The 22,125-nt window shown below is 43.0% G+C and carries 10 protein-coding genes and 1 pseudogene; all 11 read left to right on the top strand.

The annotated features are described in order from the left end of the window. Positions 1-15 precede the first annotated feature (15 nt). The 11 genes and pseudogenes from lepB to ACYQ0C_RS15680 all read left to right on the top strand — a co-directional run bounded on the left by lepB (position 16) and on the right by ACYQ0C_RS15680 (position 22,124). Entirely contained in the window at positions 16-900 is an 885-nt protein-coding gene (lepB, locus tag ACYQ0C_RS15730) for a signal peptidase I (RefSeq protein WP_016275634.1), read from the top strand. 158 nt (positions 901-1,058) lie between these two features. After that, positions 1,059-1,238, top strand: a pseudogene (locus ACYQ0C_RS15725) (transglutaminase domain-containing protein); the annotation flags it as partial. 16 nt (positions 1,239-1,254) lie between these two features. Then, entirely contained in the window at positions 1,255-3,279 is a 2,025-nt protein-coding gene (locus tag ACYQ0C_RS15720; protein ID WP_016275636.1) for a hypothetical protein, read from the top strand. A 32-nt stretch (positions 3,280-3,311) separates the two neighbouring features. Next, positions 3,312-4,931, top strand: a complete 1,620-nt coding sequence (locus ACYQ0C_RS15715) for an O-antigen ligase family protein (protein ID WP_371327426.1) — start codon at positions 3,312-3,314, stop codon at positions 4,929-4,931. A gap of 52 nt (positions 4,932-4,983) precedes the next feature. After that, positions 4,984-6,054, top strand: a complete 1,071-nt coding sequence (locus ACYQ0C_RS15710; protein ID WP_025076599.1) for an efflux RND transporter periplasmic adaptor subunit — start codon at positions 4,984-4,986, stop codon at positions 6,052-6,054. A gap of 5 nt (positions 6,055-6,059) precedes the next feature. Further along, on the top strand, positions 6,060-9,140 hold the full coding sequence (locus tag ACYQ0C_RS15705; RefSeq protein WP_016275639.1) for an efflux RND transporter permease subunit: 3,081 nt from the start codon (positions 6,060-6,062) through the stop codon (positions 9,138-9,140). Next, entirely contained in the window at positions 9,118-10,617 is a 1,500-nt protein-coding gene (locus ACYQ0C_RS15700) for a TolC family protein (protein WP_369992618.1), read from the top strand. The genes ACYQ0C_RS15705 and ACYQ0C_RS15700 overlap by 23 nt, the downstream gene beginning before the upstream one ends. Continuing rightward, on the top strand, positions 10,614-13,823 hold the full coding sequence (locus ACYQ0C_RS15695) for an efflux RND transporter permease subunit (protein ID WP_016275641.1): 3,210 nt from the start codon (positions 10,614-10,616) through the stop codon (positions 13,821-13,823). The genes ACYQ0C_RS15700 and ACYQ0C_RS15695 overlap by 4 nt, the downstream gene beginning before the upstream one ends. Positions 13,824-13,912: 89 nt before the next feature. Then, entirely contained in the window at positions 13,913-15,076 is a 1,164-nt protein-coding gene (gene nagA / locus ACYQ0C_RS15690; RefSeq protein ID WP_016275642.1) for an N-acetylglucosamine-6-phosphate deacetylase, read from the top strand. A gap of 132 nt (positions 15,077-15,208) precedes the next feature. Further along, complete coding sequence (locus ACYQ0C_RS15685) at positions 15,209-19,534, top strand: hybrid sensor histidine kinase/response regulator transcription factor (protein ID WP_032941597.1); 4,326 nt, start codon at positions 15,209-15,211, stop codon at positions 19,532-19,534. A gap of 205 nt (positions 19,535-19,739) precedes the next feature. Next, entirely contained in the window at positions 19,740-22,124 is a 2,385-nt protein-coding gene (locus ACYQ0C_RS15680; protein ID WP_016275644.1) for a glycosyl hydrolase family 95 catalytic domain-containing protein, read from the top strand. Position 22,125 lies beyond the last annotated feature (1 nt).

Raw genomic sequence — 22,125 nt, 5'->3', positions numbered from 1 at the left:
AATAATATGAAGCGAATGAAGAGATGTATTGGTTTCTTATATAACTTGCTGGTTTGTGTGGCCGGAGGGAGTCTGTTAATGATGATTATTTGGTTGTTATTACAGATATTTGTTTTTGCCTCATTTGCCATTCCTTCTGACTCCATGGAACCTGCCCTGATTGCGGGAGATAATATATTGGTGAACAAGTGGGTGATGGGAGGGCGTCTGTTTGACATTTGGGAAGCAGCGGGGGGAAGTCAGGTAGATATATCCCGTCTTCCCGGTTTCGGGCGGATAAAGCGCAATGATGTGCTGGTGTTCAATTTTCCTTATCCGGCTCGATGGGACAGCTTGGGACTGAATTTAAAGACTTATTATGTAAAGCGTTGTGTGGCTGTGCCGGGTGATACCTTTGAAATTAGAAATGCACACTATAAGGTGTATGGATATAAGGGAACTTTAGGGTGCGTAGCTTCACAGGACAGGCTGCAACAGATTCTGTCGGCAGGAGAGGAACGGAATTGGGGCATAGTGATGAGGGCTTACCCCAATGATAGTCTGGTGAATTGGACGATAAAGGAATTCGGTCCTTTTTATATTCCGACTAAAGGAAAAAGTGTGAAAATGAATACTATTAATCGGATATTGTATAAGAATGCGATAGAGTGGGAGCAGAAAAAGAAATTGGTGCAGCAGGGAGACGTTTTTCTGTTGAACGATAGTGTCATACAGGAATATCAGTTTAAAGAAGATTACTATTTTGTGGCAGGTGACAAAGTGATGAATTCCAAAGATTCCCGTTATTGGGGATTGTTACCCGAAAAGTTTATTGTGGGAAAAGCGACATTGATATGGAAGTCCGTTGATTTGAATACAGATGAGATTCGTTGGAACAGGGTATTTAAAAGAATAGAATAATAGTAAGAAGCCAGATGAAATATTGTATAGTCAGCATCATGATAATTTGCTCTTTTTTCCTTTGGGTAAGTTGTACAGATAGGGCGTTGGAAACCTCTTTGAAGTTGAGTGGTGAAAATCGTGCGGAGTTAGAGTGTGTACTTTTACACTACAAAGACAGTGAGCTATATGAACTTTTTTACTGGGATAGAGAGTGGAAAAGTTTAGGAAGGCAGGTCGGTAGCAGGCAATTACAGTATTTGGAATATGATAATGTTCCTGATAATGCTTTATTGCTTTTGCGCAATCTGACAAAAGGAAAAGAAGAGTGGATTTTTACATACGAAGATGGGAAATAAGTTTGGTGGTAAAGTTATGAAAAGTGGAAATCCGATAGGCAAAATGACAGGCTTGTGCATGATAGGTATAATCTTTTTCACCATTTCATGCAATTCTAACTCACGTTTGGAACATACATTGGAACAAGCGGGAGAAAGAAGAGCAGAGTTGGAAAAGGTATTATCCCATTATGAAAGTGACTCTTTGAAAAAGCAGGCGGCAGAGTTTTTAATTAGTAATTTGGTAGGGAATGTCGCCTATGATACTACTTTACTGTATAAATACCGTCCGGTTTTGCTCCATTATGATTCCTTAAAGAAAGTGGAGAAGAGTCTGCATATTAACGCAAAAGATTCATTGAACAAAGAGTGGAGAAAAATTCTTCAATATAATGATCCACGTATCGATATTTATTCACGGTTGGTTTCAGATCTTAGTATTGTATCGGCAGACTATTTGATTGGAAATATAGATCTGGCCTTTCAAAGTTGGGAACGATGCTTGTATAAGGACAGTATTCCATTTAATATTTTTCTGAAATATGTATTACCTTATCGAAGAAATAACGGATATGTGGTAGAGAAATGGCGTAATTATTTCATTTCCCGATATGAAGATTATATGCTACAATATTCTTCTCCTCATGAGTTGGTTGACTCGCTTTTGGAGCAATTTAATGATTATCAAGTGGAGTGGTCGGATATAAGTACTTACCCTTATGTTTGTTTGCAAGATTATCATTTATCCAAGATGTCAAGGTGCCCTGCGCGTTGTTGGTTTAATTCCATGTTGTTGTCAGCTTTGGGGGTTCCTTGCACTATCGACTTTGTACCGGCTTGGGGAAATCGTAACAGCAGCCATGAATGGAATGCCATTGTAGTAAACGGAAAGACATATCCATTCGAAGCTACGGGGGGACGCGGAAAATGGAAAGCAGGTAAGGTATACAATAATGTCTGGGTAGATGAATATTGGATGAAATCACGCCTGCCTAAAGTTTTCCGATATAGTTATGAGACGATGATACAGGGACCTTCTTCCGGAAAAGGTTGTAATGCAGCCAATACTCCGGTATTTTTCCGGAATACGAAGTATGAAGATGTATCGGATGCCTATTTTGTAACATCTGATATTCATATTCCTATAAAAAAAGGGATAAAACTTGAAGGAGTGGAATATGCTTATCTGTGTGTGTTCAACGAAGATGTATGGAAACCTGTGTTTTGGGGAGAGGTCGGAATATCCGATGTCTCTTTCTGTAAAATGGGACGTGATATGGTTTATTTACCTGTCTTTTATAAAGATGGAAAGTCCATTCCGTTCAATGATCCTTTCATTCTTCAAGCTGATGGTAGCATTCTTTTCTTAAAGGCTGATGCACAAAGAACGGAGTCTGTTGCACTGAAACGTAAATATTATGCTCGGCCTGACATTGGATTTTGGTGTGAATGGAACAAAGGTGCTAAATTTGAAATTTCACAAGACCGTGCCTTTCATCAGTCACAGATTGTGTTTACTGTTCCGGAATGTGAATCCAGACCTAATGTATGGCAGTTGGATACGTCAGTGAAATGCCGGTATATCAGATATGTATTTCCGGAAGATAAAGACGTGCTTGCGGAATTGTCTTTTTATGGAAAAAGCGAAGGGAAAGAGCAGTTACAGAGGTTAACGGGAGTACCTTTTTCTTCAGATGAAAGCAGAATGAAAACGCTGAGTAAATTATTTGATAATGATATATTGACATTTGCGGATTTAAATCCTTATCTTTCGGAAAAAGACAGCATCGGTTGGGTGGGTGTTGATTTCGGCAAAGAAGTGGAGGTCAGTGCTTTAGGTGTTTGCCCACGGAATGATAAGAATAATGTGATTCAGGGAATGGCCTATGAGTTATTCTATTGGGGCGGTTCTTGGATTTCATTAGGCAAAAAAATGGCAACCGATTATTTATTGAATTATGATAATGTTCCCTCTAATGCTTTATTGCTTCTGAAGTGTACCACGGAAGGAAAGGAAAATCGTATTTTTACTTGGGAAGATAACAAACAACGATGGTGGTAGAAATTAAAAATAGATGGATAGGCTATAGTGTGATGCTAGTACAAGCTATATTGATTGCGGTATGTCTTAGTGCGGTGTGCTATAATGTCAGTTCATTGCCATCCGGTATTTTGGATGGACAGTGGAAATGGTTGTATGGTTGTGGAATTTGGTTTACTATGGGAATGGTAATATACATTATCCTTTTCCCGAAAGCAATAAAGCAATATTTTGCTGTAACTACTTCGTGGATTTTTATTTTATATGGTTTTATGGAAGCCGTTTGGGGCATCCGCCAGGTGTATGGCTTTACCTATTCCAACCATTCCCTCTATACCTTGACCGGTTCATTCTATAATCCCGGTCCTTATTCAGGCTACCTTGCCATGATATTTCCTGTTTGTCTGCACGAATGGTTAAAGCGGAAAGAGTCTAAGAAAACCATACCTTACTATATGTCTGTGGCTGGAATGCTATTGATTCTTTGTGTGTTGCCTGCCGGAATGAGCCGCTCGGCATGGATAGCCGCAGCGGTCTCTTCCGTTTATGTTTGTGGTATGCACTATAGGATGGAAATTCAGCATTATATCAGGCATTATCGTAAGCAGGCAGTGTCTTTTGCCATAGTAATCTTTATTTTGGTCGGTATAGCATTGGGTGGCATTTATCAAATGAAAAAGGATTCGGCAGACGGCCGTCTGTTTATGTGGAAAATTGCTGCTCATACTGTCAGTGAGAATCCGTGGGCAGGATGCGGATGGAACAGTGTTCCGGCTGCTTATGGACAGGCGCAGGAGGATTATTTTGCCACCGGAGATTATACGGCGACAGAGGAGCTTGTGGCAGGCGCCCCGGAATATGTTTTTAATGAATATCTGCAAGTAGCCATTGCGTGGGGAGTGCCTGTGCTTTGCTTCGGGCTGCTGATAATGGGAGGAAGCATGTACATAGGTCATAAACAAGGCATTTATGGGCTATGCGGTGCATTGCTTTCTTTAATGGTATTTGCATTCTCTTCTTATCCTTTGCAATTTCCGGCTTTTGTTTCAGCCTTAGTGATATTGGTGCTGGCTTGTGGTATCCGGGTTCTGCCTTTAGAGAAAGGCTGGTTTCGCCTTTTGTTTACTATCTTATTGTTAGTTGGAAGCTATGGTTGTTTCTATAACTATCAGCAGAAAAGCAAAGCGGTGTCAGCTTGTAAACAATGGACTAAAAGCCGTATGTTTTACCAGTCGGGAGCTTATCGGCAAGCGGTGGAATGTTATGCAGAGATTCAGAAAGAAATGGTGGGGAATGCCCGTTTTATGTTCGAATATGGTCATGCTTTGCATAAATTACATGAACCGGAACTGTCGAACAGGGTACTGAAGGAGGCGTTGAAAGTGAGTGGTGACCCTATGATACTGAATGTGATAGGGAAGAATGAACAGGAAATGAAGCACTATGCCAGTGCGGAACAGTGGTTTATGCGTGCTGTTCATCGGCTGCCCGGACGGATTTATCCTTATTATCTGTTGGCTAATCTATATGCGGAACCGGAGTTTTACCGACGCGACAAATTGGAACGGATGGTGAGGACGGTCCTGGAGAAAGAACCGAAAGTTCAATCGACTGCTATTAAGCAGATGAGGCGGAAAGCACGGGAATTATTAAAAAAAGTACCCGAAAATTAGTTTATTAGAAATAAAAGGTTTTTATTTGTTACAGATATCACAAAACATGACCATGAAACTACACATAGTATTCGTATCGGGCTTATTAGTAGCCGTTTCTTTCACTGCATGTTCAGGGGAAAAAAAGGAAACAATGGAAAAAGAGGGAGTGGAGACAGTACTTCCTTCTTTACCCAATGAAGTGACGGTGATGCCGTTGAAAAAGCAGGTCTTCAATCATGAATTAATCAGTAACGGGAAAGTGACGGCCCGGGATTATGCCGATTTGTATTTCCGCACGTCGGAAGTGGTGGCAAACATCTGGGTAAAGAACGGGGAGATGGTGCGGAAAGGGCAGAAGATAGCCCAACTGGACTTGTTTAAGTTGAACAATACGCTGGTGCAGAATAAAAACAGCTTGGCGCAAGCTACCTTGGAGATGCAGGATGTATTGATAGGACAGGGCTATGCTCCCGATAACCTGAAGGCGGTACCTGCCGATGTGCTGGAACTGGCCAAGGTAAAAAGTGGGTACGAACAGAGCAAGGCTCAGTACGAATCTGCCCGATATGATATGGAACAAGCTACATTGACGGCTCCTTTCGACGGAGTGATTGCCAACCTCTTTGAAAAGAAATATAATATGCCCAAGACTTCCGGAGCTTTCTGCCGGGTAATCCATACAGGCAATATGGAGGTGGATTTCACCGTACTGGAAAATGAACTGCCATTGCTGAAGGTAGGGGATAAGGTGGAGATCACTCCGTACGCTTCGGCGGCAGGGGTGCGGCAGGGAAGTATCAGCGAGATTAATCCGCTGGTGGACGAGAATGGAATGGTACGGGTAAAGGCGCGGGTGAACGGTAGTAATAAATTGTTCGACGGCATGAATGTGAGGGTGAGCGTGAAACGCTCTGTAGGCGAGCAACTGGTTATTCCCAAAACGGCCGTTGTGCTGCGTTCCGGCAAACAGGTGGTGTTTACACTGAAAGAGGGGAAAGCCATGTGGAACTATGTGCATACGGGATTGGAGAATATGGAGGAATATACTGTCACAGACGGACTGGAAGAAGGCATGGAGGTGATAACTACCGGAAATGTGAACCTGGCTCACGAAGCCCCGGTGAAGGTCATTAAAAATTAGAAGGTATGGTTAAGTTCTTATTGCAACGCCCCATTGCGGTGCTGATGGCCTTTACCGCCTGCTTTATTGTGGGGTTGGTGACCTATTTTTCGCTGCCTGTTTCTTTGCTGCCCGATATTGCCATACCGCAGATTACCATACAGGTGACGGGCGAGAACTCATCGGCACGCGAACTGGAGAATACGGTGGTGACCCCTGTGCGCAGGCAGCTGCTGCAAGTGGCCGGACTGAGGGAGATAAAAAGTGAGACCCGTGACGGAGCAGGCGTGATTCGGCTGGAGTTTGATTTTGGCGTAAATACCGATTTGGCGTTTATAGAGGTAAACGAGAAGATAGACGCTGCTATGAACAGTCTTCCCAAGGAGGTGACACGCCCCAAGGCTATCAAGGCAAGTGCGACGGACATTCCTGTACTCTATGTCAATATGACCTTGAAAAACGACGGTGCTTATCAGGAAACCAACGAACGGCAATTCCTGGAATTGTGCGAACTGGCGGAAAATGTGGTGAAACGCCGTATCGAACAGTTACCCGAAGTGGCCATGGCGGATATAACCGGAGTGCCCGGACGACTTTTGCAAATACTTCCGGATAAAGATAAACTGGCCATGACGGGCATTAGTGTGGAGGATATAGAGAACGCGCTCTCCGCCAATAATGTGGAACCGGGAAGCATGTTGGTGAGGGATGGCTATTATGAATATAATATCCGCATAGCCACTTTGCTCCGTACACCGGAGGATGTAAGGAATATCTATATCCGTAAAGGGGAACGCATTATGCAGTTGAAGGAACTCTGCAAAGTAGATATTGTTTCGCAAAAAGAAATGGGACGTTCCGTTGCCAGAGGAAAAAGGGCGGTGACGCTGGCCATTATCAAGCAGAGCGATGAGAATATGGATGCCATGAAAGAGAAGCTGAAGGAGACAACCGATTATTTTGCTTCTCTGTATCCGGATATTGAATTCAGTGTAAGCCGTAACCAGACGGAATTGCTGGACTACACCATTTCAAATCTACAGCAAAACCTTTCTTTGGGCTTTTTATTTATCTTTATTGTGGCCGTGTTGTTTCTGGGTGATGTCCGTTCGCCGCTGATTATTGGTATCAGCATGGTCACTTCGATTGTTATCACGTTCTTTTTCTTTTATTTCTGCCATGTGTCGTTGAATGTGATATCGTTGTCGGGCTTGATCCTGGCGGTGGGTATGATGATAGACAGCGCCATTATTGTTACGGAGAATATTTCGCAGTATCGTGAACGGGGATATTCGCTGAAACGCTCTTGTGCCGCGGGTACGACCGAGATGATCACACCGATGCTCAGTTCGTCGCTTACTACTATCGCGGTATTTGTGCCTCTGATCTTTATGAGCGGCATAGCCGGAGCGATCTTTATGGATCAGGCTTTCTCTATAACAGTGGGGCTGATGGTGTCCTATGTTACAGGCATCATGTTGCTGCCCGTATTGTATCTGTTGTTCTATAAGGCGGGTATCCGCAGCAAAGGGCTGCTTTCCAGACGCTTTGACAATCTGTTGAAAAATGAGTGGCTGGAGAACTTTTACGACAAGGGTATTGACTGGGTGTTCTCGCACAAGAAACTTTGTATGGCAGGTACGCTGGCCACCCTTCCGCTGTGTGTGTATCTTTTTTATGTAATGGGGAAGGAGCGCATGCCGCAGATTGACCAGAATGAACTGGTGGCAAGGATAGAGTGGAATGAGAATATCCATGTGGACGAGAACAACCGCCGGGTGGATGGATTGATGAAACGGGTGGACGACAAGGTGGTGGAGCATACGGCCTATGTGGGTATGCAGGATTATATATTGAACGGGGGCAGCGAACTTTCATCTACCGAGGCGGAACTGTATTTCAAAACGGAAGAACCGTCCGGAATCTCTCCGTTGCAGGAATCATTGGAGAAGGAGATAAGGGAGAAGTATCCGCTGGCGGTGGTTACTTTCTCGCCTCCCGAGACCATCTTTGAAAAGTTGTTTGTGACAGGAGAGGCGGATGTGGTGGCGGAGCTTCATACGGCGGACAAGTCGAAAGCGCCGGAAGCGGAACATCTGCAACGGCTGGAAAAGGAGATTACGCAGGTGACGGGCTGTGCTCCGGCAGGCATCGCTTTCAGAAATCAGATGAATTTGATTGTGGATAAGGAAAAACTGCTGTTGTATAATGTATCATACGATGAACTGACACGGGTGCTTCGCACGGCTTTTAAGGAGAACAGGGTTTCTACTTTACGCTCTTACCAGCAATATCTGCCTATCGGTATTGCCGGCGAGGAAAAAAGTGTAAACCGCGTATTAAGTGAGACTTTGGTAAAGACGAGGGCGGACGCTGACGGAGAGGTGAATCATATTCCTTTGAACGACCTGGTGACGGTGGTGCCTGCCGAGGATTTGAAAAGTATCACAGCGGGAAAGAACGGGGAGTATATTCCTTTGAGTTTTTATGATGTGAAGGGGGCTCCGGAATTGATGCGGAAGGTAAAAAAGGCGGTTGATGAAGATAAAGAGTGGGAAGTGGATTTCTCGGGCAGTTTCTTTTCAAATGAGAAGATGATGGGGGAACTGACCGTTATTCTTTTTGTTTCTGTGCTGCTGATGTATTTTATTCTCTGTGCACAGTTCGAGAGTTTCCTGCAACCGCTGATCGTCTTGATGGAAATTCCTGTGGATACGGCTTTTGCTTTGCTGGCGTTATGGATTTTCGGCCATACGCTGAACCTGATGTCCGCCATAGGTATTATCGTGACGTGTGGTATTGTGGTGAATGACTCTATTTTGAAGCTGGATGCTATCAACGAACTGCGGAAAACGGGCGTCCCTCTGGTGGAGGCCATCCATACGGCGGGCAGACGAAGGTTGAGGGCGATTATCATGACTTCGCTGACAACCATCTTCGCAATGGTACCGCTGCTGTTTACTTCGGATATGGGGTCGGAGATGCAGAAACCTTTGTCTATTGCCATGATCGGGTCCATGCTGGTGGGCACATTGGTCAGCTTGTTTGTCATTCCTTTGATTTATTGGTTTATTTATAGAAAACATGATAAGAATGAAGTGCATTAATAATATATGGATAGTGGGGTGTATGCTGTTGTCTCTCGGAGCAAAGGCCCAGCAGGTGGTGAAACTGGACTTGCAACGCACGATAGAGATTGCGAATGACAGTTCCTTGTCCGCTTTCAGATATCAGAACCTGTATTTGTCCGGATATTGGGAATACCGTACGTACAAAGCGAACCGTCTGCCGAGCCTGACACTGGACCTGACTCCGGCTAAATATTATCGTTACATCACCCAGCGTTATGATTCGAACGAGGATATGGACGTGTATCGTGAACAGCAGATGTTTAGCGCATCGGGCGGACTGAGTATCAAACAGAATCTGGACTGGACGGGCGGTACGTTTTACATTGACTCGGAACTGGACTTTATGCGTAATTTCGGTGATTCGAAATCGACTCAATATTCCACCATTCCCGTGCGTGTGGGCTATCAGCAAAGCCTGCTGGGATACAATGCTTTCCGTTGGGACCGGAAAATAGAGCCGCTGAAGTATGAAAAGGTGAAGAAGCAATTCATCTATAACACGGAAAAGGTGTCGGAAGAAGCGGTGACTTATTTCTTCGCACTGGCCATGGCGCAGGCCGATTACCGGCTGGCAGAGGAGAATGTGGCGTCCAGTGATACCCTTTACAGCATCGGACAGCAGCGTCACAAGATAGCGGCCATATCGCGTGCCGATTTGCTGACCTTGCAGCTGGACAAAGTGAATGCGCACAATACGTTGCAGAATGCGCGGATAGCCTTGAAACGTGCGATGTTCTCATTGGCTTCCTTTCTGAATCTGGACAAGAATACCGTGATTGAACTGGATATACCGGGACGTCCCACCGGAAAGATGATTCCGGTAGATGACGCCTTGATGCGGGCCAAAGAGAATAACCCTACTTTCCTGGAACAACGGCAGAATGTGCTGGAAGCGGAACAGAATGTGGACAAGACAAAGAAGGAGTCCCGGTTCAATGCCAGCTTTAATGCCAGTGTGGGGTTTAACCAGGTGGCGGGTAAGCTGGGAGACGCTTACAGGCATCCTCTGCAACAGGACTTGGTGTCTGTCAGTGTCTCTATTCCCTTGATTGACTGGGGAGTAAGGAAAGGGAAGTATAATATGGCGAGGAATAACCTGAATGTGGTGAAGATTGCTGCCCGGCAGGAGGAACTGAGTGTGGAGGAAGAGGTGATTATGACGGTGAATGATTTCAATATCCAGCAAAACCTGATTATGAGTGCGGAGGAGGCTTTGGATCTTGCCGTAATGGCATACGAGCAGACCCGACAGCGTTTCATTATCGGAAAGGCGGATGTGAACAGTCTGACTCTTTCGCTGAACCGGCAGCAGGAGGCACAGAAAAATTATATTTCGGCTTTGCAGAATTACTGGCTGAACTATTATAAGATACGCAAACTGACACTGCATGATTTCGATTCGGGCTTTTCTTTGTCGGATAGGTTTGATTTTAATACAGGAATTTATCAATGAGCAATCTGCGCAATCTGTCTTCGTTTACCTTGATCGTGATATTTGTCTGTCTGTCACTGATCGGGGGGGTATTGGTACCGTTGCTGCCGGTGAAACTGGCACCGTCGCGTACCTTGCCCGGACTGACTGTCTCTTTCAGTATGCCCGGCAACTCGTCGCGGGTGATTGAGGCAGAGGTGACCAGCAAACTGGAAGCGATGATGGCCAGAGTGAAGGGGATCAGGAAGGTGAACTCTACTTCGGATAACGGCAGAGGCTCTATAACGCTGGAACTGGACAAGCATGCGGATATTGATGCTACACGCTTTGAGGTCTCAACGCTTATCAGGCAGACTTGGCCGCAACTGCCGGAAGGTGTGAGTTATCCGAAAATCAGTACACGCCGCTCGGACGACAAGGCTGCCAGACCTTTTATTACCTATACACTGAATGCTCCCGCCAATCCGATTCTGATTCAACGGTATGCGGAAGAGAATATCAAGCCGGTATTGGGACAATTGAAGGGAATTTATAAAGTGGAACTGAACGGGGCGACACCCATGGAGTGGCAGCTGGAATATGACAGTGAACAACTTTCGCGCTTGGGAATCACATTGTCTGCCGTGCAACAGGCTATTAACAGGCATTATGAAAAGGAGTTCCTGGGAGTATGCTCCATTGAAAAGGGGGCTGGCGGCAAAGAGTGGATAAGGCTGGTACGTACATCTACTGAGAAGGAGATGGAGTTTGCACCCGGAGCCATACAGTTGCGGGCGGAGGATGGAACAATGGTTACGCTGGAAAAACTGATAAAGGTGAAGCATGTGGAGGAACGTCCGCAGAGCTATTACCGGATAAACGGACTGAATTCTATTTATCTGTATGTCACTGCCGAGGAAACTGCTAATCAATTAAAATTGAGTGATGAGGTGAAACGCCTTATGGGCGGGCTGCAACAGAAGATGCCTGCAGGGTATGAGGTGCACATCGGTTATGATGCCACTGAGTATATTCAGAAAGAACTGGATAAGATTTATTTCCGTACCGGACTGACTGTGTTGATTCTGTTGTTGTTCGTGGCGTTGATTACACGGAATCTGCGTTATCTGCTCCTGATTGTGACCAGTCTGGTGGTTAATATATCTGTTGCTGTCATCTTTTATTATACATTCGGCTTGGAAATGCAGCTTTATTCATTGGCGGGCATTACTATTTCCTTGAATTTGGTGATAGATAATACGATCGTGATGACGGATCATATTCTGCACAGGCGTAATCTGAAGGCGTTTGTCTCTGTGCTGGCGGCTACGCTGACTACTATCGGGGCGTTGGTCATCATCTTCTTTCTGGATGAGAAGATACGGCTGAACTTGCAGGATTTTGCGGCGGTGGTCATTATCAATCTGGCGGTTTCCCTGTTTGTGGCGCTGTTCTTTGTCCCGTCACTGATTGACAAAATAGGGTTGGAGAAGAAAAAAAGGAAGAAAAAGGGGGCAACGCGTTTCTTGGGAGCTGTCTTACCGCAAAGGTTATGCCCGAGGCCTACTTGGGCGAAACGGCTGGCAGTCTATTTTACCCGTTTCTATCAGGGGCTGATTTACTACTTATGCCGGTTCAGGGTGATGGCTTGCCTGTTGCTGCTGCTGGGGTTCGGCCTGCCGGTATTTATGTTGCCCGAGAAAATGGAGGGGGAAGGAAAATGGGCGGAGTATTATAATAAGGTGTTTGATAACTCCACTTATAAGGATAAGGTGAGACCGGTTGTCAACAAGGCTTTAGGTGGCAGTCTCCGTCTTTTTGCGGAGAAAGTATATGAAGGAAGTTATTTTAATCGTGATGAAGGTGAGGTGGTGCTTTCTGCTTATGCTACTTTGCCCAACGGCAGTACGTTGGAACAGATGAATGTGCTGATAAAGAAGATGGAGACCTATTTGAGCGATTTCAAGGAGATAAGGCAGTTTCAGACATACGTCTATAATGCGCGTCAGGCCAATATCCAAATTTACTTTACCAAAGAGAATCAGCGGAGCGGGTTTCCCTATACATTGAAGGCCGGTATCATCAGTAAGGCACTGACCTTGGGGGGAGGAAGCTGGAGTGTGTATGGTTTGCAGGATCAGGGATTCAGCAATGATGTGCGCGAGAGTGCCGGCAGTTTCCGGGTGAAGCTATACGGATATAATTATGACGAGCTTTCTTATTGGGCGGAACAGCTGAAAGAGAAGTTGTTGTTGCATCGCCGTATCAAGGAGGTTACGGTCAACTCGGAGTTCTCCTGGTGGAAGGATGATTATAGTGAGTTTTATCTGGATCTGGACAGACAGAGGATGGCGAAGGAGCATATTACGGCTACGCAGCTTTTTACCGCTTTGCGTCCGATATTCGGACGGGACATTTATTGTGGTAACGTGTTGTTTGACAATCAGACGGAACAGTTGAAACTTTCATCGCTCCAGGGACAGCAGTATGATGTGTGGGGATTAGTGAATATACCGTTTGTGGTCAACGGACATTCTTATAAACTGGCCGATTTCGCTACCGTTCAGAAAGGGCAGTCGCCCCAGAAGGTGGCTAAAGAAAACCAGCAATACCGGCTTTGCCTGCAATATGAGTATATCGGATCGTCCGAACAGGGGAAAAAGCTGTTGAAGAAGGACTTGGAAGAATTTAACAAGGTGTTGCCTATGGGATATACTGCCGAGAATGATCAGGACTACTGGTCATGGAACAAGAAGGATAACAAGCAATATGCGTTGCTGCTGATTGTAATCGCCATCATTTTTTTCACGACAAGTATTTTGTTTAATTCCTTGAAGCAACCGTTGGCTATCATTTTTGTTATTCCGATATCCTACATCGGTGTATTCCTTACGTTCTATCTTTTCGGGTTGAACTTTGACCAGGGAGGATTTGCTTCCTTTGTGTTGCTTTGCGGCATCACGGTGAATGCCAGCATCTATATCCTGAATGAATATAATGCGATAAGGAAAAGATATCCTTTGCTGTTGCCGGTGCGTGCCTTCACCAAAGCATGGAATTCGAAGATTCTGCCTATATTCCTGACAGTCGTTTCCACTATACTGGGCTTTATTCCTTTTATGGTGGGAGATGGGAAAGAGGCCTTTTGGTTTCCTCTGGCGGCAGGTACTATAGGCGGGCTGGTGATGTCCATACTCGGCATATTTTTGTTTCTGCCCATATTCTCACTGAAGAAACAAAAAAGATAATGAAGGATTTGTTTTTCTTTCTCGATAGAAGTATTTACTTTTGTTGTTGCAAAGAACATTAAATAAATATTATCTAATACTCGCTAATCATGTTGACTCAGATTATTAACGGCAAAATTTTTACTCCGCAAGGCTGGCTGGATGAAGGCTCTGTACTGATACGGGATAATAAGATATTGGAAGTGACTAATTGTGACCTGGCGCTGATCGGTGCGAAACAGGTTGACGCCAAGGGAATGTACATTGTACCCGGATACGTGTGTATGCATGCCCATGGTGGCGGGGGACACGATTTCAACGAATGTACGGAGGAGGCGTTCCGCGCAGCTATAAAAGCGCATCAGAAACACGGGGCGACCAGTATTTTCCCTACTTTGTCTTCGTCTCCTTTTTCAGAAATCCGCAAGGCGGTAACGGTATGTGAAACCTTGATGAACGAAGAGGACAGTCCGGTGCTGGGACTGCATGTCGAAGGACCGTATCTGAATCCGAAAAGGGCAGGTGAGCAGTTCGCCGGGAAACTGAAAAATCCGGATAAGGAGGAATATACTTCTTTATTGGAAAGTACTGACTGCATCAAGCGCTGGGATGCCTCGCCTGAACTGCCGGGTGCTTTGGAGTTTGCCCGTTATTTGAAATCAAAAGGAATATTGGTGGCCGTATCACATACGGAATCGGAATACGAGGGGATAAAAGCTGCCTTTGAAGCCGGATTCACCCATACGGCTCACTTCTATAACGGTATGCCGGGATTCCATAAATGCCGTGAATATAAATACGAAGGAACTGTGGAAAGTGTTTATCTGACAGACGGAATGACCATCGAGCTGATAGCCGACGGCATCCATCTGCCTGCCACTATTCTCCGGCTGGCCTATAAACTGAAGGGAGTGGAAAAGACTTGCCTGGTTACGGACGCGCTGGCATACGCCGCCGCTGATGGAAAGGAAATGACAGATCCTAATGTGATTATAGAGGATGGTGTGTGCAAAATGGCCGACCATTCTTCATTGGCAGGCAGTATAGCCACCATGGATGTATTGGTACGCACCATGGTGAAGGCGGGTATTCCGCTGGCTGATGCCGTGCGGATGGCTTCCGAGACTCCGGCGCGCATCATGGGAGTGGACCACCGGAAGGGGGCGTTGCAGAAAGACATGGATGCCGATGTGCTGATTCTGGACAGAGAGCTGAATATCCGGGCGGCTTGGGCTATGGGCCGGTTGGTAGAAGATACGAATACTTTATTCTAATTTCTTACATTGATTGGAAAGATGCCTTGATTGTTATAGAAAACAGTCAAGGCATCTTTTTTATTGGCTTTTTTTATACGATATCATAGGAAAAGCATAAATTTGCTGTACTTTAATCTTATATTATTTACAATGATGAACATGCGGGTAAAATTATTGGTCGCTATTATATTATATCAGTGTTGTTTGTTTGTGCACGCACAAGGATTGATTGATGTGCGGCATTATTCTATAGAAGATGGTCTGTCACAGAATATAGTACAAGATATTCTTCAGGATGATGACGGATATATTTGGCTTGCCACTTGGAATGGATTGGAAAAATATGACGGATATACTTTCAAAAATTATAAGTCGTATCCTACAGATGCGATAAAATTGAAATATAACAGAATGGTGCAGGTGGTTAAAGGCAGTGGTCATATATTATGGTGCCATACCTATGACGATAAGGTTTATCCGTTTGATACCCGGCGGGAAAGATTTGAGGATGTCTTTGCTTGTCATCCCCAGATAGAGGAATGTGATTTGGTGGAGAAACTAATTCCATTAACTAATGGAATTATATGGGTTGTTGCCTCTGATGGAAATCTGTGGCGTATTGATGAGGCTGATTATCAAAAAAATAATGGGGTTGTCTTTTTGCCGTCAGGTTCTGTCCCTCAGCATGGAAACCGGATCTATTCAGTTGTGCTGGATGCATATAATAATGAGTGGATATTGACAGATAGGGGATGCTTCGTTTATGGAAAACGTGAATTGTCGGACAAAAGGAATTTTAAGTATGCGGTATCTTTGGATCATCAGTTTTATATGGCAACCTCAACTGGAGAAATTGTGTTATATACTCCGGAAAGTGGAATAAAAGAGGCGGATTTTGGAAGAATAGATTGGGATATTGCGGGACTGTTAGCATTGCGGGACGGGAAAATGGGGGTTATGACTAAAAGAGGGGTCATTGTGGTTGATACTTATAATAACCATTTAGAGAATATTTTGATAGATAAAGACAGCCCCGACTTATCACCATCCGGATTCTTTCAGTCGGCAGACAATAAATTATGGATGTTTAACGGGAGGTCCAATGTCGTTTGTTGTGATTTGAATCATAATAAAATAGGATTTGTGGGCTATCCGTCCGGCCGGCGTGAGAAAATGTATACCTTTATTCATGAGGATAGTTATGGACGTATCTGGATTCTTGCCTCAAATGGTGAATTTTCATTTTATAATTCCACAACAAATCTTTTTGAAGAGGGTTATACTTATATAAATGGTGAAAAAGTGGCTTATAAGGCTACAGGTAGAAAATTTTTAGTTGATAATCAGAAAAATATATGGCTGAGTTGTGATTCCGGGGTTGACATGATAACGTTCTTGAATGAAAATTACAGTTATTTCTCAATGAATCATTATGATAAAATACGTGGATTGTTTGTGGACTCCGGACAAAGAGTGTGGGTTGCCGATAAAAGTAAACGGATAGAACTCTATGATGGCAAGCACCGTTATATAGGCAATTTGAATGAGACGGGAGATTTGGTTCGGGACAGACAGGTTCTTTTTGGTGCTGACATTTATTGCTTTTTCGAGGATGAAGCCCACCGTTTATGGATGGGGAGCAGGGAGAATGGGATTTATGTGGCTGTTCCCGAAGATGAAAAATTCCGTATTTTTCATTTCAAGCATGATAAGAAAGATAAGAGAAGTCTCAGTTCGGATGCTATTTATGCTTTTGGCAAGGATGTGGATGGGCATATTTGGATCGGTACTTATGGTGGAGGATTAAACGTTGTTGACGGGACTTTTCCCGATTTGTATTTCATTCATTCTGATAACGGACTGGATCTTTATCCTAAAAATGAATGTAGAAAAGTGAGGAGTATATACTGTACCTCAACCGGGGTTATGTTGGTGGGGACAACCGACGGACTGTTAACTTTTCCTGCAAAAACTGATGAATGTAAGAAAATACAATTTAATTTGAATCACTGTGATACTAAACGTGCCAACAGTCTTAGCAATAATGACGTAATCTATACTTTTGAAAGTGGGAAAGGAGAAATCTATATTATCACCCATAGTAGTGGATTGAATCTGGTAACCTCTAAAAATTTGTTGTGCGACAATATAGAGTTTATGCATTTGAACAAACAGAATGGTCTGCCTTCGGATATGGCCTATACCATGATGGAAGGAGACAGTCATGAACTGTGGATTAGTTTTGAAGATCAGATTTGTAAGTACGATCCGGATAGCGGTAGTATAGAATCTTATAATCGTTTTTATTTTCATTCCCATTTGTTGGTTTCTGAAATACCGTTGGTCAGGGATGACAAAAATGGAATGTATGTGGCTTTAAACAGGGATGTTTTATACTTGCATTTGGATAAGTTGGATAAAAGTAGTTTTATACCACCTATTGTCTTTACAGATGCCAGTACTGGTAAGAATAACAAAATGGGAAGTCTTTCTCCGATTGTGGATCAGACTTTGACATTAGAAAAAAATGAGCGGAATGTTTCGATTGCCTTTGCTGCATTGGATTTTGCCGCTTCGGGCAATCTGCAATATGCATATCGTTTGAAAAATATAGATAAGGAATGGAACTATATAGGTCATGGCCATTCTGCCAGTTTGGTCAATCTTCCTGCAGGAGATTTTGTGCTGGAAGTGAAATCCACTAATGGGGACGGCTTATGGGTTGATAATATGGCCCGATTATTTATTCATGTAAAACCAACTTTCTGGGAAACTGGGTGGGCGTGGATACTGTATGTCATATTAATTATATTAATGATTGTCGCTGTCTCGGCAACTTTAGCTTATATTTTTAATTTAAAACGGAAAGTGAACTTTGAACAGCAGATAACAAATTTGAAACTCCGTTTCTTTACAGATATATCTCATGAGTTACGTACTCCGTTAACATTGATCGCCAGTCCTATTGAAGAGGTGATTGATCATGAGAGATTGAGTGAGGAAGGCCGGGAGAATATGTTGATAGCAAAAAAGAATACAGACCGTATGTTGCGCCTTATTAACCAATTGCTTGATTTTAGGAAAATACAGAATAACAAAATGAAATTGTATATTGAAGAAACCGATATTGTGTCCTTGTCTAAAAAGGTCTTTGAAACTTTTACGGCTCTGGCACATCAGCGGAATATTAATTTTCAGTTTATTTGTTCCTGTGATAGTTATGTGCTTTATACTGATGTCGATAAGTTTGAAAAAATAATGTTTAATCTATTGTCGAATGCATTTAAGTATACTCCCGATGGCAGGAATATAGATTTTATTCTTGAACCTCAAAATGATGTTTTCCTTTTCAAAGTCAGGGATGAAGGGAATGGCATAGAATTGCATAAAATAGATATGTTATTCAAACGTTTCGAGACGTTGGGACATACGGACTCTAATTTATCAAGCGGTATTGGTCTTTCTTTGGTAAAAGAATTGGTTGATATGCTACATGGCTCTATTATGGTGGACAGTAAATTGGGACAGGGAAGTGTGTTTTCAGTTTCTTTGGCAAGAAGCTATGAAGTTTTCCGATCGGACAAGAATGTGGAATTCATTTTAAATGACAGCAAAACGATGTCTTCAATAGCGACACAAGTGGAACGAAAAGAAGAATTTATAGAAGATATGACAGTCCTGGTAGTGGATGATAATGAAGAACTGAGACATTTTATTGTGAGCATTCTTCGTAAGGAGTATCATATGATAGAAGCGGAGAACGGAAAAGAGGGGCTTGAAAAAATAAGGTCGGAATTACCGGATTTGGTACTTAGTGACGTGATGATGCCTTGTATGGATGGTATTGAATTATTGGAAGAAGTGAAAAAGAGTCATGATACCAGTCATATACCTTTTGTTCTGCTATCGGCGAAATCTGCATTGGATGATCGTATCAGAGGATTGGAATATGGTGCGGATGATTATATAACCAAACCATTTAGTTCCGGATATTTACGTGCCCGTATTTCTTCCTTGTTGAAGCAACGCGGAGTGTTACATGATTATTTTATGAAACAAGCACTCGGATCTTCTGAACAGGAGAATTTGGCAGTTCCGGGTGCTTCTCTGGATAGCATCTCTCCTTCAATGCCCCAAATTACTTCTTTTGATGAGGAGTTTATTCAGAAAGTGATTCAGGTTGTGGAATATAAACTCCAGGATCAGGACTTTAAAATTGAAGATCTGGCTGATACGATGAAAATGGGACGTACTGTTTTTTATAGGAAGGTGAAGTCTATATTGGGAGTGACTCCCATTGATTTAGTAAAGGATATGCGGGTGAAGCGGGCCATACAATTATTGGATTCAGGGAAATATAATATATCTCAAGTAGCCTATATGAGTGGTTTTTCCTCTCCTCAATATTTTAGTAGGGTATTTAAAGAGTTGAAGAATTGTACTCCGAGTGAGTATAAGACAAGAGCCTTTGATTGATCAATCAAAGGCTCTTTTATAGTCTGGCATAAAAAGTACACAGAATAGCATAAATAATATACTTCTCTATCAAGTAGTTTAAAAAGTACACGGAACGGCATAAATAATGCACGTTCCTTTTTTATCTCTTTGCTATGTTTGCAAACAAAGTAATTTGTGGTTGACAAATGGGATCTTATATAATAAACTATTTAATAAAAGTACTATGAAGAAAATTTTAATCTGCTGTGCGATTGCCTTCTCTTTCTGGAGCTGTAAATCAGAAATGCATAATGGTGCAATATCACTGGAAAGGGGATTTCATAGTGACAGACCTGCTAAAATTTGGGAGGAGTCATTAGTTAGTGGAAATGGTATAATGGGGGCTATGGTGACAGGAGATCCATATCAGGAATCCATTGTTTTGAATCATGCCTTGCTTTATTTGCCTATTCATTCTGCAAGGAAACCGGTAACCCAGGGAAAATATTTAGGTAAAATTCAGCAGATGCTGTTGGAGGACAAATATGCGGAGGCATCTCGTTTTATTGTGGATTTGGCAAACTCGGAAGGATACAAAGGGAAACATGCGACAGATCTTTTTATTCCCGCTTTTCAATTCAATCTTTTAGGAGATACTTCTACAGTTAAACAATATGACAGATCTGTAGATTTTACTTCGGGTGAGGTGACAGTGGATTGGGAAGACAATAATGGTGTTTTCACCCGTAAATTATTTGTCTCAAGACCAGACAATCTTGTTGTTTTGAAATTGTCATCAGAAGAGGGGGCATCTATTAATACAACATTGAGCCTTTCGAAGATAATAAGGCATGATGTGGGTCGCATTAAGAAATTTAATCTGGATGATAACTTTTGTATAAAGAAGGTTGAATCTGGAACGATGGATAACGGACTTTATTTTAAGGCATGGTATGAAAGACCTTGGGAGTTTGAATCCAGAAAAAGTTTTAAAGGTTATGAAGGAGTGGTACAGGTCATACGTTCGGACGGAAAAGTGGAAATGGATTCCGACCAATTGATTCTCAGGGATGCCACTGATGTGTTGATTGTTGCCCGGATTGAGCCTTCTGATAATATGGATGAGTCTCGGGTTGTTGAAATGAGTCATGCATTAAAATTATATGATGGAACTTATGATGAACTGCTGGCGGCACATAAGAAAATTCATAAAGAATTGTTTGAGCGTGTTTCTATTGATCTGGATGCCTCAGAAGAGGATCGGATGAAATCTTCTGAAGAATTGTTGAAAACAGGAGGGGATAATCCGGCTCTTGTAGAAAAACTTTTCGATGCGGCACGTTACAATGTAATTAGCGCGACAGGTATTAATCCTCCTAATCTTCAAGGTATTTGGGGGGCTACTATGACTCCTCCGTGGTCTGGTGATTACACGACTAATGGAAATCTTCCGGTTGTCGTTTCGCATTATCTTCAGGCTAATACCCCGGAATTGATGTTGCCTTTGTTCGACAGGCTGGAAGCATATATGGAGGATTTTAAAGTGAATGCGCGTGAGCTTTTTAATTGCCGGGGTATTCATGTTCCTTCACGTTTTAGTTCCCATGGTCTGAATAATCATTTTGATGCTACATGGCCGATGACTTTTTGGTTAGCAGGAGCCGCATGGTATTCATTGTTCTATTATGATTATTATATGTACACCTTGGATAAAGATTTTCTAAGAGAGCGTGCGCTTCCGTTTATGGAGCAGGCTGTTTTGTTTTATGAGGATTTCTTAAAAGAAGGCAGTGACGGAAAATATATTTTTAATCCTTCATATTCTCCAGAGAATAATCCGGCCAATAGTTCAAGTCAGGCATGTGTCAATGCTACTATGGATGTAATGGCTGCTAATGGGTTATTGCGTTCTGTTATAGAAGCCAGCCAGATTCTAGGGGTAAATCAGGATAAGATTCCGGTATGGAAAACTATGCAGGAAAAAATGCCTTCTTATATGTTGAATGAAAATGGGGAAATCAGAGAGTGGATGTGGAAGGATTTGCAGGATAACCATAAACACCGTCATGCTTCTCATTTGTTCGGCTTATATGATTTTCATGATCCGTTGATCATGGGAAATCAAAATTTGATAGAAGGATGTAAACGTGCTATCAATCGCAGAATGGAAATAAGGCGACAGGATAACGGAGGTGTCATGGCGTTTGGAATGGTTCAGTTGGCTTTTGCGGCATGTGCTTTAGGAGAGACAGAAACAGCTTATGATATGTTGACCTGGCTTGGAAATAGTTATTGGAACAACAATTTGGTTTCAACCCATGACCCTAAGAAAACATTTAATTTGGATATTTGTGGAGGATATCCGTCATTAGTGATGAAGATGATGGTTTATTCTGAACCTGGTGTGATCTCTCTTTTACCTTGTAAACCTGTTCAATGGAAGAATGGTACTATAAAAGGGATGGCTTTAAGAGGAGGAATCTTGTTGCAAGAATTAGCATGGCGCGAAAAAGAAGTAAAAGCAACCTTGTTGTCCCAAATAAATCAGACTGTGAAAATCCAGTTGCAAGGTATAGATAAACAGGAAATAACGTTGAAAGCAGGTGAGCCTGTTACCGTAGTTCTTTAAA

Source organism: Phocaeicola sartorii JCM 17136 = DSM 21941 (assembly GCF_054653615.1).
The sequence above is the reverse complement of the archived record's forward strand: the minus strand, read 5'-3'. Positions and strand labels throughout refer to the sequence as shown.

Bases quoted from the DNA above. Each gene is read 5' to 3' on its own strand.
- ACYQ0C_RS15710 (WP_025076599.1), top strand. From the start codon at position 4,984: ATGAAACTACACATAGTATTCGTATCGGGCTTATTAGTAGCCGTTTCT.
- ACYQ0C_RS15685 (WP_032941597.1), top strand. From the start codon at position 15,209: ATGATGAACATGCGGGTAAAATTATTGGTCGCTATTATATTATATCAG.
- ACYQ0C_RS15705 (WP_016275639.1), top strand. From the start codon at position 6,060: ATGGTTAAGTTCTTATTGCAACGCCCCATTGCGGTGCTGATGGCCTTT.
- ACYQ0C_RS15715 (WP_371327426.1), top strand. From the start codon at position 3,312: ATGCTAGTACAAGCTATATTGATTGCGGTATGTCTTAGTGCGGTGTGC.
- lepB (WP_016275634.1), top strand. From the start codon at position 16: ATGAAGAGATGTATTGGTTTCTTATATAACTTGCTGGTTTGTGTGGCC.
- ACYQ0C_RS15680 (WP_016275644.1), top strand. From the start codon at position 19,740: ATGAAGAAAATTTTAATCTGCTGTGCGATTGCCTTCTCTTTCTGGAGC.
- ACYQ0C_RS15700 (WP_369992618.1), top strand. From the start codon at position 9,118: ATGATAAGAATGAAGTGCATTAATAATATATGGATAGTGGGGTGTATG.
- ACYQ0C_RS15695 (WP_016275641.1), top strand. From the start codon at position 10,614: ATGAGCAATCTGCGCAATCTGTCTTCGTTTACCTTGATCGTGATATTT.
- ACYQ0C_RS15720 (WP_016275636.1), top strand. From the start codon at position 1,255: ATGAAAAGTGGAAATCCGATAGGCAAAATGACAGGCTTGTGCATGATA.
- nagA (WP_016275642.1), top strand. From the start codon at position 13,913: ATGTTGACTCAGATTATTAACGGCAAAATTTTTACTCCGCAAGGCTGG.